This is a genomic window from Streptomyces sp. NPDC111507 (genome assembly GCF_055638955.1).
This window is the reverse complement of record NZ_JBVKBU010000002.1, coordinates 296,155-318,615: the sequence shown is the minus strand read 5'-3', so window position 1 is coordinate 318,615 and position 22,461 is coordinate 296,155. Positions and strand designations below refer to the sequence as shown.

Sequence of the window (22,461 nt, the reverse complement as noted above, 5' to 3'; positions counted from 1 at the left end):
CGGGTGGTCTACGCCAGGCCCCGGCGGGCCACCGCCGGAGGGCGGTGGCCCGCGATCGACGCCACCATGTCCAGGACCTGACGCGTCTCGGCGACCTCGTGGACGCGATACACCTGCGCCCCCAGCCACGCCGACACCGCCGTCGTGGCCAGCGTCCCGACCACCCGCTCCTTCACCGGCTTGTCGAGCGTCTCCCCGACGAAGTCCTTGTTGGAGAGGGAGACAAGCACGGGCCACCCCGTCTCCACCATCTCGCCCAGCCGCCGAGTCGCCTCGAGGCTGTGCCGCGTGTTCTTCCCGAAGTCGTGCCCGGGGTCGATCAGCACGGACTCCCGGGGCACCCCCAGGGCCACCGCCCGCTCGGCCAGCCCCACGGTCACCCGCAGAATGTCGGCCACGACGTCGTCGTAGGCGATCCGATGCGGCCGCGTACGAGGCTCGGCGCCCCCGGCATGGGTGCACACCAGCCCCACCCCGTACCGCGCGGCCACCTCCGCGAGCCGCGGATCCACGCCACCCCACGCGTCGTTGAGCAGATCCGCCCCCGCCTCGCAGACCGCCTCCCCGACCTCGTGCCGCCAGGTGTCGACGCTGATGATCACGTCCGGGAACCGCCGCCGCACCTCGGCGACGAAACCGACCGTACGGCGCGCCTCCTCCTCGGCGGTCACTTCTTCCCCGGGCCCGGCCTTGACCCCGCCGATGTCGATGATGACGGCGCCCTCGGCCACCGCCTGCTCCACGCGCGCGAGCGCAGGCTCGTCGCGGAAGGTGGCTCCCTGGTCGTAGAAGGAGTCAGGGGTCCGGTTCACGATGGCCATGATCACCGGCTCGTGCGGGTCGAATTCGTGCCTGCCCAGCCTGAGCATCCCCTGTGACCTCTCCTAGTAAGTCCCGCTGCTTAGCCGCCTGCGACCTTAACTGTCAGACTCGCATGGCACGATCGGACCCTGACACTTTCAGCGCCGGACCGCTTCGGCACTCGTCAGACGTATTCAGTAGCTTCAGTACTTTCGCGCCGGCGCCCAACGCGTCGGCACCAGAGCGTGGGGACCTCAGCGATGTTCATGTTCTTGTTCCTGGTCGTCGCGCTCGCCGTCGTGGTCGCCGCGGTGACACTGTCCGTGGTGGGCGGCGGCGAGAGCGCCCCCCTTCCCGACGCCGAGCCCGATCGGCTGGTGGATTCGCTCCCCCAGGACCGGCCGGTGAACCGCGCGGACGTGGAGTCCGTGCGCTTCCCGCTCGCCCCCCGCGGCTACCGCATGGCGGACGTGGACGACGCCCTCGGCCGGCTCGGCGCCGAGCTCGCCGAGCGGGACGCCAGGATCGCCGACCTGGAGGCCGCGCTGGCCGGCGCCCGCGCCACCACGACCATGTCGCTGCGCAAGCCGGCCGAGGGGGAGCAGCAGTGAGCGACGCGCTGGCCGGGCCCGACGGCGCGCTGCGCTGCCCCTGGGCCCTGTCCACCGAGGACTACGTCTCGTACCACGACAAGGAGTGGGGCCGCCCGGTCCACGGCGACGACGCGCTGTACGAGCGGCTCTGCCTGGAGGCCTTTCAGTCGGGCCTGTCCTGGATCACGATCCTGCGCCGCCGGCCGGGTTTCCGTGCCGCCTTCGCCGACTTCGAGATCGCCTCGGTGGCCGCGTTCACGGACGCCGACAAGGAGCGCCTCCTCGGCGACCCGGGCATCATCCGCAACCGCGCCAAGATCGAGGCGACCGTCGCCAACGCGCGCGTGCTGGCCGACTGGGCGCCGGGCGAGCTGGACGAGCTGATCTGGTCCTTCGCCCCCGACCCGGCCATCCGCCCGGCCCCGAAGCGGCTGGCCGACGTCCCGGCCGTCACCGACGAGTCGACGGCCCTCTCCAAGACCCTCAAGAAGCGCGGCATCCGCTTCGTGGGCCCGACCACGGCCTACGCGCTCATGCAGGCGTGCGGCCTGGTCAACGACCACTTGGAGGATTGCGCGGCCAGGAGCGCCCCCTGAGGGGCGCGGGGAACTGCGCGACCAGCCACAGACGGCCCGCAGTTCCCGTACCGACCTCCGACCGCCGAATCCAGCGAAGCGTCACCGCCCCAAGTACTTCGGCTTCTCCTTGTTGACGAACGCCTGCACCGCGATCACATGGTCCTCGGACGCCCCGGCTCGCGCCTGCAGCTCGTCCTCCTTCTCCAGCGTCTCGTCCAGAGAATGAGTGAGCCCGTACGCCACGGACTCCTTCAGCGCGGCGTACGCGACCGTCGGCCCCGCCGCCAGCGCCCGCGCCACCTTCTCCGCCTCGCCGCGCAGCTCGGACGACGGGACGAGCCGGTTGGCGATCCCGAGCTCGAAGGCCTCCTGCGCGCTGATACTGCGCGGGAAGAGCAGCAGATCGGCGGCGCGGCCCGGTCCGATCAGCCGCGGCAGGGTCCATGACGTGCCCGAGTCGGCGGTCAGCGCGACCCCGGCGAAGGACGTGTTGAAGGCGGCGGTGTCGGCGACGATCCGGTAGTCCGCGCAGAGGGCGAAGCCGAAGCCGGCCCCCGCGGCGACGCCGTTCACCGCGGCCACCACGGGCTTCGGGGCCCCGGTCAGGGCGCGCACGATCGGGTTGTAGTGCTCGCGCACGGTGCTCATCGTGTGCCGCGACCCCGACTCCTTGTCGGCGGCCAGCAGCCCGATGTGCTCCTTGAGGTCCTGCCCGACGCAGAACGCCCGGTCACCTGCGGCGGTGAGCAGGATCGCCCGTACGCCGCCGTCCGCCGCGGCGGCCTGGGCCGCGTTCCGGAGGGCGACCTTGGTCTCGGTGTTCATCGCGTTCATCGCCTCGGGGCGGTTCAGCGTGATCGTCGCGAGTCCGTCGCTCACCTCGTAGAGCACGGTGTCGGCCATGGTGGGTCTCCTCCGGTTTCGCGGCTCCGACGTACTGGTCGGTACGTCCTGCGTGCGAGGACAGCATGCAGGACAGCATGGCGGAGATCACGGCCGGGGCGTGGACAGGACATGTGACCTGCGTCAAAGAATTCCGTGCCGTGGAAGTCGATGCAGCGGCGCAGTATCGCAGTCACATCGCCGAATTGAGTGGTTTTGCTCAAGCGCGTTGCGCAAGCGATGCCGACTGATGTTGGTCATCGGGTCCTGAGATGCGGGATAATGGCCTGGAAGCAATGTGTTCGATGCCGGTGACGTGTGTCCTATGAGGGGACGTGCGTGCCCTTCAAGGGGCCGTCGGCGACGATGAGCTGGTTTCAGGAAGGGGAACGAGCATGGCGGCCATGAAGCCGCGGACGGGCGATGGCCCGCTCGAGGTGACCAAGGAGGGGCGGGGCATCGTCATGCGCGTTCCGCTCGAAGGCGGCGGTCGGCTCGTCGTCGAGCTGACCCCTGACGAGGCTGACGCGCTCGGCGACGCCCTCAAGAAGGTCGTCGGCTGACGCGGAACGCGACCATACCTTTCAGCTGCCCCGGCACCGTATTCGGTGCCGGGGCGGTGGTTTTCCTGGGCTGCGGCAGCGGCGTGCCCGTCTGCATCGATGCAGGTCAGGCATGCAGTGCGGGTACGGGGTCGAGCGTGCGGTCAGCGCTTGACCCCGCACAGCAGCCCGTCGCCCACCGGCAGCAGCGAGGGCACCAGGTCCTGGCTCTCGCGCACCGCGCGCAGCAGTTCGCGCAGCCGGCCGACCTCGGCGGGCTGCGGGCCCGATTCGACCGTGCGGCCGTCCGCGAAGACCCCCTCGAAGACGACCAGCCCGCCCGGACGCAGCAGGCGCAACGATTCAGCGAGGTAGTCCAGGCACTCCAGACGGTCGCCGTCGCAGAAGACGAGGTCGTAGCCCGCGTCCGCGAGCCGGGGCAGGACGTCCAGTGCGCGGCCGGGGATGAAGCGGGCGCGGTTGCTGGCGAAGCCGGCCGCGCGGAAGGCCTGGCGGGCGAACTGCTGGCGGTCCGGTTCCGGATCGACGGTGGTCAGTACCCCGTCCGGCCGCATGCCGTGCAGCAGATGAATTCCGGAGACGCCGGTCCCGGTCCCGATCTCCGCCACCGCTTTCGCGTCCACGGTGGCGGCGAGCAACCGCAGCGCGGCGCCCGTGCCGGGCGACACCGGGCGCAGCCCTGCTTCGCGGGCCCGGTCGCGGGCCCAGCGCAGCGCTTCGTCCTCGGCGACAAAGGCGTCGGCGAACGCCCAGCTCGTCTGCCGGTTGCCGGTAATGACCCTCTCCCTGTCCCCGTGGTTGCCTGGGCGTGACTGTATCCGTTGGTGCCGGGAACCCGCAGATGGGACCAGGCGTTTAGAAGGGTGCGGAAACAGAGCGGGGGGAAGTCGATGGAACGGTGCGTGGAGCGGGGCGTGGAGCGGGGTGGCGAGCACATGCTGACGCAGGCATATGAGCACGTATCAAATTCTCGTAAAACCGCTTATCCGGAGCTAACGGGCGAGGTGGCTATGGTAGGGGCTCCACTGGACACCACCAGAGCCGACAGGGGAGGTGCGGCTGCGCCTGTGGATCGGGGCGGGGTGCTGCGGCGCCTCCTCAGATCGACGGGTGAGCCGAAATCCGTGACCGACACCGCTGACAAGTTCCATGCTGCTGCCCCCGCGCAGACCGCGACGTTCACCACCGACGCGGAGTCGCAGGCGTGGACTCCGCCCACCTGGGAGGAGATCGTCAGCACGCACAGCGGCCGGGTCTACCGGCTCGCCTACCGCCTGACGGGCAACCAGCACGACGCCGAGGACCTCACGCAGGAAGTCTTCGTCCGCGTCTTCCGCTCCCTGTCGACCTACACGCCCGGCACCTTCGAGGGCTGGCTGCACCGCATCACCACGAACCTCTTCCTCGACATGGTGCGCCGCAAGCAGCGCATCCGCTTCGACGCCCTCGGTGACGACGCGGCCGAGCGCCTGCCCAGCCGCGAGCCCTCCCCGCAGCAGGTCTTCAACGACGCGCACTTCGACGCGGACGTCCAGCAGGCGCTGGACACCCTCGCGCCCGAGTTCCGCGCCGCCGTCGTCCTCTGTGACATCGAGGGACTTTCGTACGAGGAGATCGCCGCGACCCTGGGCGTCAAGCTCGGTACGGTCCGCAGCCGGATCCACCGTGGCCGTTCGCAGCTGCGCAAGGCCCTCGCACACCGGTCTCCCGAGGCCCGTGCCGAGCGCCGCGGCTTCGCGATCACGGGAGTTCCCGCGCTGGGAGGAGGGGGCGCGACCGCGTGAGTGGATCCCGGCCCGACTCTACGGAGCGGCGTGTTGCCGACCAGCATCTTGGGGACCGACTCTCCGCCCTGGTGGACGGAGAGCTCGGTCATGAGTCGCGCGATCGCGTCCTGGCCCACCTCGTCACCTGCGCGAAGTGCAAGGCCGAGGCGGACGCCCAGCGCCGACTGAAGAACGTCTTCGCGGAAGTCGCCGCTCCGCCCCCCTCCGAGAGCTTCCTGGCCCGTCTCCAGGGACTGCCCGGGGGAGGTGACTTCGACGGCGGTGATGGCTCACCGTTCGGCGGGGGCGGATTCGGCGGAAGACTCCCCTCCGGCGCCCCGGTGACCGGCGTCTTCGGAGTGCGCGGAGAGCCCTTCGGATACGTGCCCGCCGCGCCGCACGGTGACGTGCTGCCGCCCGACTCCGGGCGCGGTTTCCGTATCCATGACGTCAGCCGTCACGAGGCCGACCGGTCGGCCTCGCGCGGGCTGCGCTTCGCCTTCGCCGCCGCCGGTGCGGTGTCGCTGGCCGCGGTCGCGCTCGGCGGGGTGTCTACAGGAGTGCCGGCCGACACCGCGGACGCGCGCGGTGGCTCCGGCGGCAGCAATGTGACGCCGGCGCGTACGCCGGGCTCGGGGCCCGCGACGGCTCCCGAGACACAGCGCCGCCGCTCCGACGGGCCGCTGCTCGCCCAGGGAGAGCGTTCGCTCGGTGTGGCGCCCGCGGTATCGACCTCGGTGTCCGCACCCCTGCTCCCCGGAGTTCCCGCTCCAGTGCCCCGGGCAGACGACCTCATGCACACGCTGACCACCCCCGTGGTGGCCGGTGCCGCCGTGATGTCCCCGCTCATACATCCGCTCACCCCGGCGCAGCAGATCGCGCAGACCTCCTGGTCGACGCCGCCCGGCCTCACGCCTCCGCGCCTGCTCGCCGCCCCGGCCACCACCCCGTCCCCCTCTTCCTCATCGTCCCCCTCCTCCCGTACCGCCCACTGACCGGCCCTCTGCGCCCCGGCCCCGGAACCTGGTTGAATCCAGGGTGGGCCGCGTCCGCCGGAGGGATTCCCGGACGCGGAGTCGGCAATCTGCGGTGACCGTCGGCGTGTGGTGCCGCGGGCCAGGTGTGGGGAGAGCATGAACGAGGGGAAGCCCACGAAGGCGAAGTGGTGGAGTCGGCCCCGTCAGGTCCCTCCGGGGGTCGGCGAGGTGGGCCCGGTCGAGGACATCCCCGGACCCGACGCGAACCACGACTCCGACGGGGACTACGAACTGGACCGGCCGGCGACGGCTCCGACGGGTGTGGCCAGTGCGACTGGTGCGGCTTCGCCGTACGTCGTACCGGCGGGGCCCGGTGCCGGGAGCGGTGTCGACGGCGGTGACTTCGAGCTGGAGCGTCCTGTCCTTCAGGGAAGCGCGCCGGATGCGGAGGCGGTCGGGGGTCCCTCCGACGACGTGGCCGCGGGCCGGGCCCCGGTCGCCGCCGTACCGGCGCAACAGGCCCCCGTCGACCGCCCCCGGCCCCTGCACGACCCCGACCCCTACAGCACCCCGCCGTACGGCGAGCCGGGCCCCTGGGCGCCCGCCCCGCCCGTCCAGCACCCGGCGGCCACCCCCGCGCACGGCACCGCCATGCCCCCGGGCCCGCTCCCGCTTCCGGCCCCGGCGCCGCTCCCGGCCCCGGCCCCGTACCCGAGCAACCCCCACCCGGCCCCCGCCCCGTGGCAGAACTACGACCCCTGGGCCGCCCCGGGACCGCTCCAGCAGAACGGGGCGGCTGTCGAGACGAAGACCCAGCGGCGTCAGCGGGCGAGGAAGACGCTGGTCCTCGGGGCCGTGGCGCTCGCCCTCGTCTCCGGAGGCGTCGGAGGCGCCGTAGGGGCCTATCTGGAGCGCAACGGCGGGGTCGGTGACGTCACACTGCCGCAGGCCGCCAAGGAGGCGCCCGGGCGGCCCACGGACAGCGTGGCCGGGATAGCGGCCCGCGCGCTGCCCAGCGTGGTCACCCTGCATGTGCGCGGCTCCAGCGAAGAGGACACCGGCACCGGGTTCGTGCTCGACACCCGGGGTCACATCCTCACCAACAACCACGTGGTCGAGCCGGCCGGCAGCGGCGGCGAGATAACCGTGACGTTCAGCGGCGGCGAGAGCGCCAAGGCCACCGTCGTCGGGCGCGACAGCGGCTACGACCTCGCCGTGGTCAAGGTGTCGGGAGTCGGCGGGCTGCGGCCCATGGCGCTGGGCAACTCCGACAGCGTCCAGGTGGGCGACCCCGTCGTCGCCATCGGCGCGCCCTTCGACCTCGCCAACACCGTCACCTCCGGGATCATCAGCGCCAAGGAGCGGCCCATCACGGCGGGCGGCGAGAAGGGCGACGGGAGCGACGTCTCGTACGTCGACGCGCTGCAGACCGACGCGCCCATCAACCCCGGCAACTCCGGCGGCCCCCTCCTCGACGCACGGGCCCGCGTCATCGGCATCAACAGCGCCATCCGCTCGGCCGACGGCGGCACCGACCTCCAGGGCGGCCAGGCCGGTTCCATCGGGCTCGGCTTCGCCATCCCCGTCAACCAGGCCAGGCGCGTCGCCGAGGAGCTGATCAACACCGGCCGGGCGACCCACCCGGTGATCGGGGTCATGCTCGACATGGACTACACGGGCGACGGCGCCCGGGTCGGCACGAAGGGCGACGGCGCGCCGGTCACCGCGGGCGGCCCCGGGGCCAAGGCGGGCATCAAGGCCGGCGACGTCATCACCGAGGTCGACGGCCAGCGCGTCCACTCCGGTGAGGAGCTGATCGTGAAGACACGCGCACACCGTCCCGGCGACAGGCTCCGGCTGACCCTCCGGCGGGGCGGCTCCCAGCGGACGGTCACCCTGGTCCTCGGCTCCGCGAGCGGCGGCTGACCTCTTTCGACAGCAACTGACATGAACTTCACAGGAGGGGCCCCGCGCCCGTGCTGAGCGGCGTACATCCGGGGAAACTCGTCGTGTACACGAACCCGGAAGCCCCGGGACAGTTCCGGACGGACGGGATCGACGGGTACCGTGGACCCGGCCCGGACCACGGAAGAATCCCGAGGGCCGAGGGTCGAGGACTGAGGACATCGCAAGGAGCTTCAGGTGTTCAATGACATAGGACCGCTCGAGCTGGTGACGCTCGTTGTCCTTGCCGTGCTCGTCTTCGGTCCGGAAAAGCTCCCGAAGATGATCCAGGACGTCACCCGCACCATCCGCAAGATCCGCGAGTTCTCGGAGAGCGCCAAGGCGGACATCCGTGAGGAACTCGGGCCGGAGTTCAAGGACTTCGATTTCGAGGACCTCAACCCCAAGACGTTCATCCGCAAGCAGCTGGACAACGACGAGCTGGGGCTCAAGGAGATCCGCAACGGCTTCGACCTGAAGAAGGAGATGGCCGAGGTCACGGATGCGGTCCACAGCCGCGACACGGACTCGTCTTCGTCTTCCTCGTCCTCGTCCTCGTCCTCCGGTTCCTCCGGCGGCTCGATCGACATGACCAAGAAGCCCGAGAAGACCGATCCGGACGAGCGCCCGCCCTTCGACGCGGACGCCACCTGAGCCGTACCCGCAGGCGTGTGACACGGCCTGAAAACGGCGCGTGCGCGTCTCACGCGCCGGGTGCTTTCCCTGCTGTTCGGAGCGGTGTGGCTATGCTGCCCAGTTGTTGTGCGGACCGCTGAGGACGCCCGAGGGGGGCGGGCCACCCGGTCCGACGAGAGCAAGGAGGCGTCCGGGCAGATGGAGACGACAAGTCGGGTAGGCGCGCAGGCGCCGGCCGCGGAAGACGGACAGCAGGTCCCCTCCGCCCGCCGCACGGTAGACGGTTACCTGCTGGCGTCCTTCCCGTGGTACGGCCTCGACGAGGCCTTCACGGGGCCGCGCTGGCTGATGCAGGTCGGTACGTCGGCGGACGGTGCCGTCGAGCACGGTTCGATCGGGCACGGGGAAGAGCCCTCGGTGCGCAGCGAGTCGACGGAGGACAAGGAGCGGTTCGCGGTCGTGGTGACCGTCGCGGCCAGTCCCTCGCGCCGCAGTGCGGACGGTACCGGGCTCCTCGAGGCCACGTCGGTGTCCTCGGCGGCCTGGCTGGCCGGTGTGGGGCTGCTGTCCTTCACCTGGCCCGGCCAGATGGACCACACCCGGCGGGACGACTGGCTGGACCAGCAGACCGAGACGGCGTGGGTGCTCGCGGACGACCTGGACGGGCCCGACTGGTCCTCGCTGTCCCTCCCCGTGGACGGCGTCCCCACTCCGTTCCACTACCGCGAGTCCGAGTTCGGCTGGGTCCTCGCGGGCTCCACCCAGGAGGGGGTCCATGTGGGGGCGTACGGGCGGGGAATGAGCGCGTACGGGCTGGGCTTCGCCATGATCAAGGACATCGCGGCGTACGCGTAGGGCTCCGCCCGGGTGGGCGGGAGACCGCGGGCCGGTTGCCGGCCGCCGGTTCGTCGTGGCTGGTCGCGCAGTTCCCCGCGCCCCTTTCGGGGCGCGGTACTGCCCGGCCTCGTGTACGAAGCCCTAGAACTTGTTCCTCGGGGTGATGCCCAGGGACATGCCGGACAGGCCGCGCTGGCGGCCGCCGAGCTTGCCGGCGATGGCGCGCAGGGCGGAGCCCGCGGGGGACTCCGGGTCGGTCAGGACGACCGGCTTGCCCTCGTCGCCGCCCTCGCGCAGGCGGACGTCGATCGGGATGGAGCCGAGGACGGGAACGCTCGCGCCGGTGGTGCGGGTCAGGCCGTCGGCGACCGTCTGACCGCCGCCCGTGCCGAAGACGTCGACCATCTCGCCGCAGTGCGGGCACGGCAGGCCCGACATGTTCTCGACCACGCCCACGATCTTCTGGTGGGTCTGGACGGCGATGGAGCCCGCGCGCTCGGCGACCTCGGCCGCCGCCTGCTGCGGGGTGGTGACGACCAGGATCTCCGCGTTCGGGACCAGTTGGGCCACCGAGATCGCGATGTCGCCCGTACCCGGCGGGAGGTCGAGGAGCAGGACGTCCAGGTCGCCCCAGAAGACGTCCGCCAGGAACTGCTGGAGGGCACGGTGGAGCATCGGGCCGCGCCAGACCACCGGTGCGTTGCCCGGGGTGAACATGCCGATGGAGATGACCTTCACGCCGTTCGCGGACGGCGGCATGATCATGTTCTCGACCTGGGTCGGACGGCCGTGCGCGCCGAGCATGCGGGGCACCGAGTGGCCGTAGATGTCCGCGTCGACCACGCCGACCTTGAGGCCGTCGGCCGCCATCGCCGCCGCGAGGTTCACGGTCACCGAGGACTTGCCGACACCGCCCTTGCCGGAGGCGACCGCGTACACGCGCGTGAGCGAGCCCGGCTTGGCGAAGGGCACCTCGCGCTCGGTCTGGCCGCCACGCAGCGCGCTCGCCAGCTCCTTGCGCTGCTCGTCGCTCATCACGTCCAGGGTCACGTCGACGCGGGTGACACCCTCGACCGCCGAGACCGCCTCCGTCACGTTCTTCGTGATGGTCTCGCGCATCGGGCAGCCGGAGACGGTCAGATACACGGTGACCGCGACCGCGCCATCCGCACCGATCTCCACCGATTTGACCATCCCCAGCTCGGTGATGGGTCGCTGGATCTCGGGGTCGTTCACCGTCGCCAGTGCTTCGCGCACCGCGTCTTCCGTAGCCATAGGACGATGGTACGGCGCCGGGCCCGGGGCCCGGAAAGCCCCGTCAGCGGTCGTCTACGTCACGTCGCGGCGGCCGTTCTGCCGGGAATACGACCCGGCCGTCGGTGCGGTGTTCCTCCAGCTCCCTGATCAGGTCCTGGAATTCGGAGCGGATCCAGTCGCGGGTGGCGACCTCGCCGAGGCCCATGCGCAGGGCGGCGATCTCGCGGGTGAGGTACTCGGTGTCCGCGATCGAGCGCTCGTTCTGCTTGCGGTCCTGTTCGAGGTTGACCCGGTCGCGGTCGGCCTGGCGGTTCTGCGCGAGGAGGATCAGCGGGGCGGCGTAGGAGGCCTGGAGCGAGAGCATCAGGGTCAGGAAGATGAACGGGTACGGGTCGAAGCGCAGGTGGCGCGGCGCCGCGACGTTCCACACCAGCCAGACGATGATGACGACCGTCATCCAGACGATGAACCGTCCGGTGCCGAGGAAACGCGCGATCCGTTCCGAGAGCCGCCCGAAGGCCTCCGGGTCCCATTCGGGCACCAGTCGGCGGCGCGGCGGCAGCGGCTGGTCGAGGCGGGTGCGGGGCCGGGTGGTGGCGGTCGCCCCGGTGGCGGCCCGTTCGCGGGTCTCGCGGTCAGGCCCCATCGCGCCCGCCTTCGTCCACGCCTTCGCGGCCGTCCCGCTGGTCGCCTTCCTTGTCGCCTTCCTTGTCGTCTCCCCGGTCGTCGCCGAGGTCGTCGTCGCGGTCATGCGGGCGCTCGTCCTGGGGTTCGTCCAGACGTTCGTGCTGCGGTTCGTCGTCGTGCAGATGGAACTCGGTCTCGCGCCAGTCCTCCGGCAGCATGTGGTCCAGTACGTCGTCCACGGTCACCGCGCCGAGCAGCGAGCCGCTCTCGTCGACGACGGGCGCGGCGACCATGTCGTACGTGGCGAAGAACCCGGCGACGACGGGCAGCGCGGCGTCCGGCGCGAGGGGCTGAAGATCGTCGTCGAGGATCGAACTGACCAGCGTGTACGGCGGGTCGCGCAGCAGTCGTTGGAAGTGCGCCGCACCGAGGTACTTCCCGGTCGGCGTCTCGTCCGGCGGGCGGCACACGTACACCTGGGCGGCGAGCGCGGGGGACAGGTCGGGATTGCGGACCCGGGCGAGCGCGTCGGCGACCGTGGCGTCGGGCCGCAGCACGATGGGCTCGGTCGTCATCAGACCGCCGGCGGTGCGCTCCTCGTAGGCCATCAGCCGTCGTACGTCGGCCGCCTCGTCGGGACGCATCAGCCTCAGCAGTCGCTCCACGTCGTCCTCGGGGAGTTCGGCGAGCAGGTCGGCCGCGTCGTCGGGGTCCATCGCCTCCAGGACGTCGGCGGCGCGCTCCTCCTTGAGCTTGCCCAGGATCTCGATCTGGTCGTCCTCGGGGAGCTCCTCCAGGACGTCGGCGAGGCGGTCGTCGGCCAGGGCGGCGGCCACCTCCCCGCGCCGCTTCGGTGACAGGTGGTGCAGGACGTTGGCCAGGTCGGCGGCGCGCAGCTGTTCGAAGGTGGCGAGGAGGCTCTCGGCGCCCTGTCCGTGCTCCTCCAGCGAGAACCCGGTGACGGCGGACCAGTCGACGGTCATCGTCTCGCCCTTGGTGCGCCGGAAGGTCCCGCTGCGGCCCTTGCGCACGAAGACGCGGCCGATCTCCCACTCCCGGCGCGCGGGCAGCTGCTGGACCGACACGTCGAGCACGGTCACCTCCTCGCCGGTCTCGACGAGCTGGACCCGCCGGTCGAGCAGCTCGCCGAAGACGAGCCGCTCGGTGGGCCGCTGCTCGAAGCGGCGCACGTTCAGGACACCGGTGGTGATGACCTGGCCGGACTCGATGCCGATGACGCGGGTCATGGGCAGGAAGATGCGCCGCCGGGTGGAGAGCTCCACGACCAGCCCGAGCAACCGGGGCGGGCGGCGTCCGACGCGGAGCATGGCGACCAGGTCCCGCACGCGGCCCACCTGGTCGCCGCTGGGGTCGAAGACGGCGACACCGGCGAGGTGCGAGACGAAGATCCGGGGGGCGGCTGCGGCCATGCCCGCGCCTCCTTCTTTCCGCGTTGCTCTTTCTTCCGTGTCGCTGGTCACGTGGTGCTCGTTGCGTGTCGCCCCGGACGCGTGCCGGCATTCTCCGTACGGGCGTTTGGTCCCGACCTGTCCGCTCAGGTGGGCTTCAGGCTAGCCCGTCCCGGTCGGATACGTCCTGGTGAGCGGTCCGGACGGACTGGCTCCGCCGGGCGCGTACGGCACCGGTACGCTGCCGTACGCCGTTGGGGACACCCGGCACGGCCACCCCGGCATGGGCACCCGCACGGACACGCGCACGGACAGGCGCTTGGACACCCGCATGGACACCCGTATGAAAGGCAGCCCTACCTGTGACTGCGATTTCCCAGGGCCGTACCCGCAGGGCCGCACTGGTGGGCGCGATGTGCGCACTGGTCGTGACGGGGACGGCGCTGACGGGGTGCAGTAGTGAGGATCCGGACGCGGGCACGAACGGGGTGGGGAAGCTGTCCGCCACCGAGATCCAGTCGAAGACGCGCAAGGCCGCTACGTCGGCCGAGGCGGTGCGACTCGCCGGGACCGTGGTGTCGAACGGGCGCACGTACAAGCTCGACATGCGGCTGAGGTCCGACGGCGGCACCGGTTCGGTCACCTCGGAGGGGGCGAGTTTCCATCTGCTCCGGGTCGGCCGGCATCTCTTCCTCAAGGCCGGCGCCGAGTTCTGGAACCACCAGGGCGGCAAGAGCGGTGCCACTTCGGCGGACACCGCGGCCGCCGACAAGCTCGACGGCAAGTACGTGAAGGTCCCGAGCGGCGACCCGGCCTACAAGCGCTTCATCAGCTTCACGGACAAGGACGTCCTGCTCGACGGTCTGCTGACCCTGCACGGCTCCCTCGCCACGGACGGGCACCACGAGCAGTCCGGCGTCCGCACCATCCGTATCACCGGCGACAAAGGCGCGGGCGGCACCCTGGACGTCTCCCTGAAGGGAACCCCGTACCCGCTGCTGCTGGTCCGCGCGGGCGACGCGGGCACGCTCACCCTCACCGACTGGGGCAAGAACTTCGCTCTCGCGGAACCCGCCAAGGACGAGACCGTGGACTACGGCCAGCAGCTGCCGACGTCGTAGCCCCGGGGCCTCTTTGCCGGAGAGGTCCTAGCGGCGGCGTCCCCGCTTTCTGAAGAGCAGGCGCGGTACGGCGGCCGGGATCGGTTGGCGGGTGGTCGCGGGGGACGGGACCGGCGTGGCGGCCAGCGAGCCGTCCGGCAGCGGGAGGGTGCCCGCCCGGGGCTCCAGGCGCAGCACCCGGCACTCGCGGGCCCAGCGGGCCGGCATCTCCTCGCCGTCGGGCGCGTTCAGACGCTTGCCCTTGAGCTCGGCGACCGTCGCCTCCCACGCGGGGGAGCCGGGCGCGAGCTCGACCACCTTCGCGGTCCACGCGGCCAGCCGCCCGCCCTTGTCCTTGCTGCGGACGACGACGACCGCGTCGCCCCCGTCGACGAGCCCGGGCAGCGGCTGCTCTCCGGGCCCGTCGCCGACCAGGCAGGCCGCGCCGTCGTGCCACACGTGCCACAGGGCCCGGGTGGGAGCCTCGGCGCCCGGCGCCTCATGCGCCGCCGCGCCGCCGCTCCGCACCCAGATCAGCCCGGACTTCTTCGTGGCCTCCTCGACGAGGGCCCGGTCGAGCAGCTGTTCCGTCATGGGCCCAGCCTATCCAGGGGCACCAGGGGGTCACCCGGTGCGCTCAGAGCCAGCCGTTGCGCTTCAGGATCCGGTGGATCGACAGACACATCCCGACCGTGGCGCCCAGCACGAGCGGGTAGCCGAACTTCCAGTGCAGCTCCGGCATGTAGTCGAAGTTCATGCCGTACACGCCACAGACCATCGTCGGTACGGCGATGATCGCGGCCCAGGAAGTGATCTTGCGCATGTCCTCGTTCTGCGTCACGGACGCCTGCGCGAGGTTGGCCTGGAGGATGGAGTTGAGCAGTTCGTCGAAGCCGAGGACCTGCTCCTGGACGCGGGCGAGGTGGTCGGCGACGTCGCGGAAGTACTTCTGGATGTCCGGGTCGATCAGCCGCATCGGGCGCTCGCTCAGCAGCTGCATGGGGCGCAGCAGCGGGGACACGGCCCGCTTGAACTCCAGTACCTCGCGCTTGAGTTGGTAGATGCGGCCGGCGTCCGTGCCGCGCGGGGTGCCCTTGCGGCCCGGCGAGAAGACCTCGGTCTCCACCTCGTCGATGTCGTCCTGCACGGCGTCCGCGACCGCGATGTACCCGTCGACGACGTGGTCGGCGATGGCGTGCAGCACGGCGGAGGGGCCCTTGCCGAGCAGCTCGGGGTCGTCCTGCAGCCGGTGCCGCAGCGCCCGCAGCGAGCCCTGCCCGCCGTGCCGGACGGTGATGAAGAAGTCCCGCCCGGTGAAGCACATGACCTCGCCGGTCTCCACGATCTCGCTGGTGGCGGTGAGTTCGTCGTGCTCGACGTAGTGGATGGTCTTGAAGACGGTGAACAGGGAGTCGTCGTAGCGCTCCAGCTTGGGTCGCTGGTGGGCCTGGACGGCGTCCTCGACGGCCAGCGGGTGCAGTCCGAACTCGCCCGCGATACCGGCGAATTCGGCCTCCGTGGGCTCGTGCAGACCGATCCACACGAAACCGCCGTCGCGGTGCACCAGCCGCATCGCCTCCTGGGGCGTCAGCGGCTCGGGGGTCTGGACGCGGGCGCCGTCGCGGTAGACGGCGCAGTCGACCACGGCGGAGTTGGTCCCGGGGGCGCGGGTGTGGTCGTACGAGCCACTGTCCTTGCGCAGCGAGGGACGGGGACGGACCGCGGCACGCAGGTCACGAATCATCGACATGACGGGCTCCTTCGCAACGGAGGCGACCGACGACGGTTGAAACTACCCGGAATGGGGACGTCCTGACTGCGGATGTTTGGTACGTCCACAAAGCGGGGAGCACCGCACCGTCGCGGTGGCAGCTTCGCTACTGATTCAGATCAGACAGATCGGATGGATCAGGCGGAAACGAAGCGCTCTTCCGTGGTGCACCGGGACAACGCTGACACGTATGCACACGTTTGCAGGAGGAAGCAGCCGACAGAGCTACGGGAGCCGGGGAGCGGCTGGAACCAGCTACAGAACTTCAGCGACCGGAAGAGCGGGTGGTACTGCCAGGTCGACTTCGGTCCATTGCAGCCCCACCTCCTCCGGTCGGTCCCCCGTGAGGGACGATCCATCCCCCGTGGGGGAGCTGGCTCCCCCCGTGGGGAAGACAGTCAGTCTCAGTGCGTCGGAGCTTGAGAGCGACGCTTCTGCGTGCTGCCCCGACCAGCGGCCAAGACTATCAGCGCACTGAAGCGTCAAGCCGCCGCTTTGCCCGTTACTGACGAGTTCTATGCTCGGCTCATGGCTGATGTTCTTCCTTTGGTCGAGGCCCGGTTGCGCTCTGCGCTGGGCGAACCCGACGCCCGGGCCGCGGTCACCTTCCTCGGCACCGACCGTATCGAAGTGCTGCGCTTCACAGAGGGTGACGTCGTCCGCTACGCCACGCTCGGTATGTCCGCCCAGCCGATGGCGGACCCCACGGCGGTCCTCGCCGACCCGGTGAAGGGCCCGCGCGCGGAGCTGGTCCTGTCGGTCCGCCCCGGCGCCGCCGACACCGACAAGGTGCTCCGCCCGCTCGCCGTGCTCGCCGCGTCCCCGCAGGTCGAGGGGCTGATCGTGGCTCCTGGTGCCTCGCTCGACGTGGGCGGGGCGCTGTGGCCCGGCGCGCCGTTCACCTCGGTCCTGGTCGCGGAGTCCGGTGGCCTGGTCGAGGACCTGGAGCTGGACGCGCCCGCCGATCCCGTACGGTTCCTGCCGCTGCTCCCGATGACGCCGAACGAGGCAGCGTGGAAGCGTGTGCACGGCGCCGGGGCCCTCCAGGAACGCTGGCTGAACGGCGGAACGGACCTGCGCGATCCCTCACGCACATCCGTTCGGCTGGATTGAGCACTTCTTGGCCCGTCTTTTCCGCCGACCTGGGACCAGGCCCGGTTTCCTGGCCGAGAACAGTCAGTTGGCGAACTCGGTCAGTTGGCGAACACGGTCACACTGTCCTCGGTGGCGTGCTTCGGCTGGAGCTCCTCGGCCTCGTGGGAGAGCGCGTTGCGGCGTACGAAGACCACGACCGCTCCGATCGCGGCGGTGACCGCGGCGACCACGAACGGGATGTGGATGTCGCTCCACTCCTCGATCTTCGGCGCGAAGTAGGGCGCGGCCGCGGCGGCGAACCACCGGACGAAGTTGTAGCCGGCGCTCGCCACCGGGCGCGGCGCGTCCGACACGCCGAGCGCCAGTTCGGTGTAGACGGTGTTGTTCACGCCGATGAAGGCGCCCGACAGGATCGTGCAGACCACGGCCGTGGTGTGGTTGCCGTACCCGAGCACGAGCACGTCGGCGGCGAGCAGGACCAGGGAGCCGCCCAGCACCTTGAGCGAGCCGAACCGTGCCTGCATCCGCGGCGCCACGATCACCGAGAAGACGGCCAGCAGCAGGCCCCAGCAGAAGAACACCGCGCCCGACTTGTAGGGGGTCATGTTCAGCACGAACGGGGTGAAGGCCAGCACGGTGAAGAACGTGTAGTTGTAGAAGAACGCCGACACGGCCGCCGAGGCGAGGCCGCCGTGGCCGAGCGCCTTGATCGGGTCGAGCAGTGAGGTCTTCTTCGCGGGCCTCGGCTGCTCCTTGAGGAACGCCGTGATGCACAGGAAGCCGACCGCCATCAGGAACGCGGTGCCGAAGAAGGGGTAGCGCCAGCTGGCGTTGCCGAGCAGGGCGCCGAGCAGCGGCCCGCACGCCATGCCGAGGCCGAGCGCGGACTCGTAGAGCAGGATCGCCGCGGCGCTGCCGCCGGCCGCCGCGCCGACGATGACGGCGAGGGCGGTGGAGACGAACAGCGCGTTGCCCAGGCCCCAGCCGGCCCGGAAGCCGACGAGTTCGCCGACCGAGCCCGACGTGCCCGCGAGCCCCGCGAAGACCACGACGAGCGCGAGGCCGAGCAGCAGGGTCTTCTTGCCGCCGATGCGGCTGGAGACGAAGCCGGTCACCAGCATCGCGACCGCGGTGATCAGGAAGTACGAGGTGAACAGCAGCGAGACCTGGCTCGGGGTGGCGTCCAGGCCCTTGGCGATGGAGGGCAGGATCGGGTCGACGAGCCCGATGCCCATGAAGGCGACGACGGATGCGCCGGCGGTCGCCCAGACGGCCTTCGGCTGCCGCAGGATGCTGCCCGCGCCGGCGTCGAACGTGTCCCCCTCGGCGGGACCTCCCGTGGTGTTCGTCATGCTCGCTCCTCGACTGCGTAGGGAGAGATCGGTGGCCGTGGATCGACGGCTAGATCGTTGGCGTATACACATAATAAGTTAGAAGGGCTAATTAATGCAAGCTGCATCTAGTTCCATCGGGTGACCGCCACGCTCCGGACGGGTGATCGTCCTTGACGCGGCGAAATACGGGGAGGACCGTGGGGCCCTATGAGGGGCGAACCCAGTTGCCCGAAGTGTGGTGGCCGGGTCAGGGCTCCCGGCCTCTTTGCCGACTCCTGGCAGTGCGATGTGCACGGGACCGTGCATCCGCTGCAGCCCGTGATCCCGCCCAGCGTCGAGGCCCTCGGTGTAGTGGTGCACCGTGCCCAGGTGCCGGTGTGGATGCCGTGGCCGCTGCCGGTCGGCTGGCTGTTCACCGGCGCGGCCTTCGCCGGTGACGATCGCAGCGGAGGGCGTGCGACGGCCGTGGCCTGCTCGGGTCCCGGACCGCTCGGCGGCATAGGGGAGCTGATCCTCGTCGCCGAGGAGCTCGGCGTCGGCCTCGGCGCGCGGTACGCGGGCGTCGACGGACCCGACCCGGGGCCGTACATGAACGTCGAGAAACCACCCCAGGCGAAGGTCCTCGCGGCCGGCCGCCCGACCCCGCTCTGGCATGTGACCGGCAGCCCCGACGACCGTGCCGTCTTCGCGGGCGAGGCGCTGGGGCTGTGGGTGTGGGCGGTGGTGTGGCCCGAGCAGTCGGGGCTGCTGATGTACGACGAGCTGGTGCTGACGGATCTGCGGGACGCGGGGGCGGAGGTGGATCTGCTGCCGTGCGGGGCGTTGTCGCCACGGATCCTGGAGCCGTAGCGCTCCGGTGTGGTGAGCGGCGCCGCGGGTCCTTGGGTCCGCGGGTCTTTGGGTCCGTGGGTCTTTCGGTGGTTGCGTGGGGCGCGTGCGGGTTGTTCTGGGCTGAGCGCGCGGTTCCCCGCGCCCCTGACGGGGTGCTTCGCACGGGTTGGTTGTAGGGGGCGCCCGGTACTTGAGGCTGTGACAAGGCGCTCGGAACTCCCGTTATGCTTGAGCGTCCCCTGTCACCCCGTCATCGCCTGGAGTCCGCGTCGTGCGCATCGATCTGCACACCCACTCCACCGCCTCCGACGGTACGGACACCCCCGCCGAGCTGGTGCGCAACGCCGGCGCCGCCGGTCTCGACGTCGTCGCGCTGACCGATCACGACACGACCCGCGGGTACGCGGAGGCGCTGGCCGCGCTGCCCGAGGGGCTCACCCTCGTCACGGGCGCCGAGCTCTCCTGCCGCCTCGACGGCATCAGCATGCACATGCTGGCCTACCTCTTCGACCCCGAGGAGCCAGGGCTGCTCGCCGAGCGCGAGCTCGTGCGCGACGACCGCGTGCCGCGTGCCCGGGCCATGGTTGCCAAGCTCCAGGAGCTCGGTGTGCCGGTCACTTGGGAACAGGTCGCGCGCATCGCGGGCGACGGATCCGTCGGGCGACCGCACGTCGCCTCCGCCCTGGTCGAGTTGGGCGTCGTGGACAGCGTCTCCGACGCCTTCACACAGGACTGGCTGGCCGACGGCGGGCGGGCTTACGTCCCCAAGCACGAGACCGACCCCTTCGAGGCGATCCGCCTCGTCAAGGCCGCGGGCGGCGTGACCGTGTTCGCGCACCCGGCCGCCGCCAAGCGCGGCCGGACGGTGCCGGAGTCCGCGATCGCCGACCTGGCCGCCGCTGGGCTCGACGGCATCGAGGTGGACCACATGGACCACGAGCCCGCCACCCGCGCCCGGCTGCGCGGCCTCGCCGCCGACCTGGGGCTGCTCGCCACCGGGTCCAGCGACTACCACGGCAGCCGCAAGACCTGCGTGCTCGGGGAGTTCACCACCGACCCCGAGGTGTACGGCGAGATCACCCGGCGTGCGACCGGGGCGTTCCCCGTCCCGGGCACCGGCGGAGCCTGACACCCGCCTTCGCGCCCCAGGTTCCTGGAAGCATCCGACAGAGCACCTGACAAAGCGCACTGCACAGTGCACTGCGTAGCGCACGGCAAAGTGCCCGGCAATGTGCCCCACGCCGGCCGTCGTGTGCCTCCGTTCCGCCCGGCGGAACGCCTTTCCCCAGCGGTGGCGGCAGATCTCGCCGCGCCGTTCTCCCCACCTCCGCAAGGCCTCACTCACTCATGTTCGACGTCGCCGTCTTCGGCTCCCTCTTCCTCACCCTCTTCGTCATCATGGATCCCCCCGGGATCACCCCGATCTTCCTCGCGCTCACCGCGGGACGCCCCGCCAAGGTCCAGAAGCGGATGGCCCTCCAGGCCGTCTGCGTGGCCGGCGGGGTGATCGCCGTCTTCGGCCTCCTCGGCCACCAGATCCTCGACTACCTGCATGTGTCCGTGCCCGCGCTGATGATCGCGGGCGGGCTGCTGCTCCTGCTGATCGCCCTCGACCTGCTGACCGGCAAGACCGACGAGCCCAAGCAGACCAAGGACGTCAACGTCGCCCTCGTACCGCTCGGCATGCCGCTGCTGGCGGGCCCCGGCGCGATCGTGTCGGTGATCCTCGCGGTCCAGAAGGCCGACACCGTCGCCACCCAGGTGTCCGTGTGGGTCGCGATCCTCGCCATCCACGTCGTCCTGTGGCTGGTCATGCGCTACTCGCTGCTGATCATCCGCGTCATCAAGGACGGCGGTGTCGTGCTGGTGACCCGGCTCGCGGGCATGATGCTGTCCGCGATCGCCGTGCAGCAGATCATCAACGGGATCACCCAGGTGATCCGGGCGAGCTGACCGTGAGCCGGTGAGAACGCGCAAAGCCCCGTACGGCGTCGTGCCGTACGGGGCTTTGAAATCTGAAGGCGTCCGCCCGGAGGTGAACTGCTCCGTGATGCTTCGAACTGCTCTGAAACGTTATGAAGCGGACGATTCGGCCGGGCGGATCCACAGTCGCTGCCCGATGGCGGCGGCCTGCTGAACGATCCGGTTGACGGAGGCGGCGTCTACAACGGTGGTGTCCACGGGCGTGCCGTCGACATCGTCGAGTCGCATGATTTCGAAGCGCATGGGCTTCTCCCTTCGTCTGGTCATCCTCCTGAGGAGAACTACTGGTGTGCGGTGCGCGAGACGTCGGTGCTCACGCTTCCGTTCGTATTCAACGGGGTGCGTGTTACAAACATTCCCTACGCTAAGGAAATTTTTCGAGAACCTAATTACTGTCGGGTAAGAAGTCTGAAGGAGACTGAACGGGACCGGTTGTGTTCGCAGCGTGACCGCCGGGACAATGGAGGTGATGAACGACGACCACGCGGCGCTCGGCGCCCGCATCGACCGCACGAACGAGCTGCTCCAGCGCATGCTCGCCGAGGTGGCGAAGACGCCCTCGACCCATGCGATCTTCGTCGACGCCGGATACCTGTACGCGGCCGCGGGGCGGCTCGTCGCCGGGACCGAGGACCGTCGCGCCTTCGACCTCGACGCCGAAGGCCTCATCGACGCGCTCATCGACAGGGCCCGCACCATCTTCGCCGACAGCAGGCTGCTGCGCGTCTACTGGTACGACGGCGCACGGCGCCGTATCCACACCGCGGAACAGCAGTCGATCGCCGAACTCCCGGACGTGAAGGTCCGGTTGGGCAACCTCAACGCCAACAACCAGCAAAAGGGCGTCGATTCCCTCATCCGCTCCGACCTGGAGTCCCTCGCCCGGCACCGCGCCATCAGCGACGCCGCGCTGCTCGGTGGCGACGAGGACCTGGTGTCGGCGGTCGAGGCGGCGCAGGGGTACGGGGCGCGGGTCCACCTCTGGGGCATCGAGGCGCCCGAGGGCCGCAATCAGGCCGAGCCGCTGCTGTGGGAGGTCGACAGCCAGCGCACGTTCGACCTCGAATTCTTCAAGCCCTATGTGTCCCGGCGCACCTCCGCGACCTACGACCCGACAGCGGCGAGCAGGCCCACCCGTGAGGACGTGCGGTTCGTGGGCGCCCAGATCGCCGCGAAGTGGCTGGCAGCGCGGGGGCGCGAGGCGCTGGTGGAGCTGCTGCCCGGCCACCCCTATCTGCCCGGCTCGGTCGACCAGGATCTGCTGGTCGAGGCCGAGGGGCTGCTGCAGTACTCCCTGCGGGGCCAGGCGGACCTGCGCCGCGCGCTCCGGGACGGCTTCTGGGAGCACTTGCAAGCGCAGTACTAAGCAGGTCGGGCGAAGTCCGCTGCGGTTCGGCAGCGCCCTGAAGGGGCGCGGGGAACTGCGCGACCGGCCACGATGGAGCCGCAGACGATCGACGGCACCTCCCCGCACTTC

General features: G+C 70.6%; 25 protein-coding genes. 15 read left to right on the top strand and 10 right to left on the bottom strand.

Annotated features, from left to right (window positions below):
- Positions 1-8: 8 nt before the first annotated feature.
- On the bottom strand, positions 9-869 hold the full coding sequence (folP, locus tag ACZ7M2_RS08935) for a dihydropteroate synthase (RefSeq protein WP_471594707.1): 861 nt from the start codon (positions 867-869) through the stop codon (positions 9-11).
- Positions 870-1,061: 192 nt separating this feature from the next.
- On the opposite strand from folP, the gene ACZ7M2_RS08930 reads away from it, so the two are divergent.
- On the top strand, positions 1,062-1,412 hold the full coding sequence (locus ACZ7M2_RS08930) for a DivIVA domain-containing protein (RefSeq protein ID WP_471594706.1): 351 nt from the start codon (positions 1,062-1,064) through the stop codon (positions 1,410-1,412).
- Positions 1,409-1,990 (top strand): DNA-3-methyladenine glycosylase I, encoded by a 582-nt coding sequence (locus ACZ7M2_RS08925; protein ID WP_352045894.1) that lies wholly within the window; start codon positions 1,409-1,411, stop codon positions 1,988-1,990. Before ACZ7M2_RS08930 ends, ACZ7M2_RS08925 begins: the two co-directional genes overlap by 4 nt.
- An 81-nt stretch (positions 1,991-2,071) precedes the next feature.
- On the opposite strand, the gene chcB is transcribed toward ACZ7M2_RS08925, so the two are convergent.
- The gene (gene chcB / locus ACZ7M2_RS08920) at positions 2,072-2,875 is read right to left on the bottom strand and encodes a 2-cyclohexenylcarbonyl CoA isomerase (protein ID WP_471594705.1); all 804 of its coding nucleotides are present in this window, start codon (positions 2,873-2,875) and stop codon (positions 2,072-2,074) included.
- A 65-nt stretch (positions 2,876-2,940) separates the two neighbouring features.
- Between chcB and ACZ7M2_RS08915 the strand changes: the two genes are divergently transcribed.
- Together ACZ7M2_RS08915 and ACZ7M2_RS08910 are read left to right on the top strand one after the other, a co-directional pair.
- Complete coding sequence (locus ACZ7M2_RS08915) at positions 2,941-3,105, top strand: hypothetical protein (RefSeq protein ID WP_352045896.1); 165 nt, start codon at positions 2,941-2,943, stop codon at positions 3,103-3,105.
- A gap of 144 nt (positions 3,106-3,249) precedes the next feature.
- A complete protein-coding gene (locus tag ACZ7M2_RS08910) occupies positions 3,250-3,417 on the top strand; it encodes a DUF3117 domain-containing protein (protein WP_003966491.1) in 168 nt (55 codons plus the stop codon).
- 143 nt (positions 3,418-3,560) lie between these two features.
- Here the strand turns inward: ACZ7M2_RS08910 and ACZ7M2_RS08905 are convergent, their stop codons facing one another.
- On the bottom strand, positions 3,561-4,085 hold the full coding sequence (locus ACZ7M2_RS08905) for an O-methyltransferase (protein WP_054228219.1): 525 nt from the start codon (positions 4,083-4,085) through the stop codon (positions 3,561-3,563).
- A 414-nt stretch (positions 4,086-4,499) separates the two neighbouring features.
- On the opposite strand from ACZ7M2_RS08905, the gene sigE reads away from it, so the two are divergent.
- From sigE to ACZ7M2_RS08880, 5 genes are all read left to right on the top strand, one after another.
- The gene (gene sigE, locus ACZ7M2_RS08900; RefSeq protein ID WP_471595206.1) at positions 4,500-5,201 is read left to right on the top strand and encodes an RNA polymerase sigma factor SigE; all 702 of its coding nucleotides are present in this window, start codon (positions 4,500-4,502) and stop codon (positions 5,199-5,201) included.
- Positions 5,198-6,178: an anti-sigma factor family protein gene (locus tag ACZ7M2_RS08895; RefSeq protein ID WP_471594704.1), complete on the top strand. Its 981-nt coding sequence runs from the start codon at positions 5,198-5,200 to the stop codon at positions 6,176-6,178. Before sigE ends, ACZ7M2_RS08895 begins: the two co-directional genes overlap by 4 nt.
- 138 nt (positions 6,179-6,316) lie before the next feature.
- Positions 6,317-8,086, top strand: coding sequence for a S1C family serine protease (locus ACZ7M2_RS08890; protein ID WP_471594703.1), 1,770 nt, complete (start codon positions 6,317-6,319; stop codon positions 8,084-8,086).
- A 216-nt stretch (positions 8,087-8,302) separates the two neighbouring features.
- Positions 8,303-8,758: a sec-independent translocase gene (locus ACZ7M2_RS08885; protein WP_471594702.1), complete on the top strand. Its 456-nt coding sequence runs from the start codon at positions 8,303-8,305 to the stop codon at positions 8,756-8,758.
- A gap of 180 nt (positions 8,759-8,938) precedes the next feature.
- Complete coding sequence (locus ACZ7M2_RS08880; protein WP_471594701.1) at positions 8,939-9,595, top strand: hypothetical protein; 657 nt, start codon at positions 8,939-8,941, stop codon at positions 9,593-9,595.
- A gap of 123 nt (positions 9,596-9,718) precedes the next feature.
- On the opposite strand, the gene ACZ7M2_RS08875 is transcribed toward ACZ7M2_RS08880, so the two are convergent.
- Genes ACZ7M2_RS08875 through ACZ7M2_RS08865 form a run of 3 tightly spaced genes read right to left on the bottom strand, consistent with a single transcriptional unit; the run spans position 9,719 to position 12,891 of the window.
- Complete coding sequence (locus ACZ7M2_RS08875) at positions 9,719-10,852, bottom strand: Mrp/NBP35 family ATP-binding protein (protein ID WP_352045900.1); 1,134 nt, start codon at positions 10,850-10,852, stop codon at positions 9,719-9,721.
- A 43-nt stretch (positions 10,853-10,895) separates the two neighbouring features.
- Complete coding sequence (locus ACZ7M2_RS08870) at positions 10,896-11,480, bottom strand: DUF1003 domain-containing protein (RefSeq protein ID WP_352045901.1); 585 nt, start codon at positions 11,478-11,480, stop codon at positions 10,896-10,898.
- On the bottom strand, positions 11,470-12,891 hold the full coding sequence (locus tag ACZ7M2_RS08865) for a magnesium transporter MgtE N-terminal domain-containing protein (protein WP_471594700.1): 1,422 nt from the start codon (positions 12,889-12,891) through the stop codon (positions 11,470-11,472). Before ACZ7M2_RS08865 ends, ACZ7M2_RS08870 begins: the two co-directional genes overlap by 11 nt.
- A gap of 341 nt (positions 12,892-13,232) precedes the next feature.
- Here ACZ7M2_RS08865 and ACZ7M2_RS08860 point away from each other — a divergent pair, with 341 nt between their 5' ends.
- Positions 13,233-13,991 carry a hypothetical protein gene (locus tag ACZ7M2_RS08860; RefSeq protein WP_471594699.1) on the top strand — a complete coding sequence of 253 codons (759 nt, stop codon included), beginning with the start codon at positions 13,233-13,235 and terminating at the stop codon, positions 13,989-13,991.
- Positions 13,992-14,018: 27 nt separating this feature from the next.
- On the opposite strand, the gene ACZ7M2_RS08855 is transcribed toward ACZ7M2_RS08860, so the two are convergent.
- Both ACZ7M2_RS08855 and ACZ7M2_RS08850 read right to left on the bottom strand, forming a co-directional pair.
- Entirely contained in the window at positions 14,019-14,564 is a 546-nt protein-coding gene (locus ACZ7M2_RS08855; RefSeq protein WP_471594698.1) for a hypothetical protein, read from the bottom strand.
- A gap of 43 nt (positions 14,565-14,607) precedes the next feature.
- On the bottom strand, positions 14,608-15,720 hold the full coding sequence (locus tag ACZ7M2_RS08850) for a magnesium and cobalt transport protein CorA (protein WP_471594697.1): 1,113 nt from the start codon (positions 15,718-15,720) through the stop codon (positions 14,608-14,610).
- 549 nt (positions 15,721-16,269) lie between these two features.
- On the opposite strand from ACZ7M2_RS08850, the gene ACZ7M2_RS08845 reads away from it, so the two are divergent.
- Entirely contained in the window at positions 16,270-16,854 is a 585-nt protein-coding gene (locus ACZ7M2_RS08845) for a suppressor of fused domain protein (protein WP_471594696.1), read from the top strand.
- A gap of 80 nt (positions 16,855-16,934) precedes the next feature.
- On the opposite strand, the gene ACZ7M2_RS08840 is transcribed toward ACZ7M2_RS08845, so the two are convergent.
- On the bottom strand, positions 16,935-18,188 hold the full coding sequence (locus ACZ7M2_RS08840) for an MFS transporter (protein ID WP_471594695.1): 1,254 nt from the start codon (positions 18,186-18,188) through the stop codon (positions 16,935-16,937).
- 189 nt (positions 18,189-18,377) lie between these two features.
- Between ACZ7M2_RS08840 and ACZ7M2_RS08835 the strand changes: the two genes are divergently transcribed.
- The 3 genes from ACZ7M2_RS08835 (at position 18,378) to ACZ7M2_RS08825 (ending at position 20,954) form a co-directional block, all read left to right on the top strand.
- Positions 18,378-19,019 (top strand): DUF6758 family protein, encoded by a 642-nt coding sequence (locus ACZ7M2_RS08835; protein ID WP_403697037.1) that lies wholly within the window; start codon positions 18,378-18,380, stop codon positions 19,017-19,019.
- A 253-nt stretch (positions 19,020-19,272) separates the two neighbouring features.
- The gene (locus ACZ7M2_RS08830) at positions 19,273-20,130 is read left to right on the top strand and encodes a PHP domain-containing protein (RefSeq protein WP_403697040.1); all 858 of its coding nucleotides are present in this window, start codon (positions 19,273-19,275) and stop codon (positions 20,128-20,130) included.
- Between the two features lie 218 nt (positions 20,131-20,348).
- A complete protein-coding gene (locus tag ACZ7M2_RS08825; RefSeq protein WP_054228205.1) occupies positions 20,349-20,954 on the top strand; it encodes a MarC family protein in 606 nt (201 codons plus the stop codon).
- Between the two features lie 120 nt (positions 20,955-21,074).
- Here ACZ7M2_RS08825 and ACZ7M2_RS08820 read toward each other — a convergent pair whose 3' ends face one another.
- Positions 21,075-21,227 carry a hypothetical protein gene (locus tag ACZ7M2_RS08820; protein ID WP_095852725.1) on the bottom strand — a complete coding sequence of 51 codons (153 nt, stop codon included), beginning with the start codon at positions 21,225-21,227 and terminating at the stop codon, positions 21,075-21,077.
- Positions 21,228-21,444: 217 nt separating this feature from the next.
- Between ACZ7M2_RS08820 and ACZ7M2_RS08815 the strand changes: the two genes are divergently transcribed.
- The gene (locus tag ACZ7M2_RS08815; protein WP_179436824.1) at positions 21,445-22,350 is read left to right on the top strand and encodes an NYN domain-containing protein; all 906 of its coding nucleotides are present in this window, start codon (positions 21,445-21,447) and stop codon (positions 22,348-22,350) included.
- The last annotated feature ends 111 nt before the right edge of the window (positions 22,351-22,461 follow it).

What these genes read in the sequence shown, in the direction of transcription:
- ACZ7M2_RS08910 (WP_003966491.1), top strand. Translation starts at nt 3,250, where the DNA reads ATGGCGGCCATGAAGCCGCGGACGGGCGATGGCCCGCTCGAGGTGACC.
- ACZ7M2_RS08845 (WP_471594696.1), top strand. Translation starts at nt 16,270, where the DNA reads ATGGCTGATGTTCTTCCTTTGGTCGAGGCCCGGTTGCGCTCTGCGCTG.
- ACZ7M2_RS08890 (WP_471594703.1), top strand. Translation starts at nt 6,317, where the DNA reads ATGAACGAGGGGAAGCCCACGAAGGCGAAGTGGTGGAGTCGGCCCCGT.
- ACZ7M2_RS08870 (WP_352045901.1), bottom strand. Translation starts at nt 11,480, where the DNA reads ATGGGGCCTGACCGCGAGACCCGCGAACGGGCCGCCACCGGGGCGACC.
- ACZ7M2_RS08825 (WP_054228205.1), top strand. Translation starts at nt 20,349, where the DNA reads ATGTTCGACGTCGCCGTCTTCGGCTCCCTCTTCCTCACCCTCTTCGTC.
- ACZ7M2_RS08855 (WP_471594698.1), bottom strand. Translation starts at nt 14,564, where the DNA reads ATGACGGAACAGCTGCTCGACCGGGCCCTCGTCGAGGAGGCCACGAAG.
- ACZ7M2_RS08850 (WP_471594697.1), bottom strand. Translation starts at nt 15,720, where the DNA reads ATGTCGATGATTCGTGACCTGCGTGCCGCGGTCCGTCCCCGTCCCTCG.
- ACZ7M2_RS08840 (WP_471594695.1), bottom strand. Translation starts at nt 18,188, where the DNA reads ATGACGAACACCACGGGAGGTCCCGCCGAGGGGGACACGTTCGACGCC.
- ACZ7M2_RS08835 (WP_403697037.1), top strand. Translation starts at nt 18,378, where the DNA reads ATGAGGGGCGAACCCAGTTGCCCGAAGTGTGGTGGCCGGGTCAGGGCT.
- ACZ7M2_RS08880 (WP_471594701.1), top strand. Translation starts at nt 8,939, where the DNA reads ATGGAGACGACAAGTCGGGTAGGCGCGCAGGCGCCGGCCGCGGAAGAC.
- chcB (WP_471594705.1), bottom strand. Translation starts at nt 2,875, where the DNA reads ATGGCCGACACCGTGCTCTACGAGGTGAGCGACGGACTCGCGACGATC.
- ACZ7M2_RS08930 (WP_471594706.1), top strand. Translation starts at nt 1,062, where the DNA reads ATGTTCATGTTCTTGTTCCTGGTCGTCGCGCTCGCCGTCGTGGTCGCC.
- folP (WP_471594707.1), bottom strand. Translation starts at nt 869, where the DNA reads ATGCTCAGGCTGGGCAGGCACGAATTCGACCCGCACGAGCCGGTGATC.
- ACZ7M2_RS08915 (WP_352045896.1), top strand. Translation starts at nt 2,941, where the DNA reads ATGCAGGACAGCATGGCGGAGATCACGGCCGGGGCGTGGACAGGACAT.
- ACZ7M2_RS08815 (WP_179436824.1), top strand. Translation starts at nt 21,445, where the DNA reads ATGGAGGTGATGAACGACGACCACGCGGCGCTCGGCGCCCGCATCGAC.
- ACZ7M2_RS08820 (WP_095852725.1), bottom strand. Translation starts at nt 21,227, where the DNA reads ATGCGCTTCGAAATCATGCGACTCGACGATGTCGACGGCACGCCCGTG.
- ACZ7M2_RS08875 (WP_352045900.1), bottom strand. Translation starts at nt 10,852, where the DNA reads ATGGCTACGGAAGACGCGGTGCGCGAAGCACTGGCGACGGTGAACGAC.
- ACZ7M2_RS08865 (WP_471594700.1), bottom strand. Translation starts at nt 12,891, where the DNA reads ATGGCCGCAGCCGCCCCCCGGATCTTCGTCTCGCACCTCGCCGGTGTC.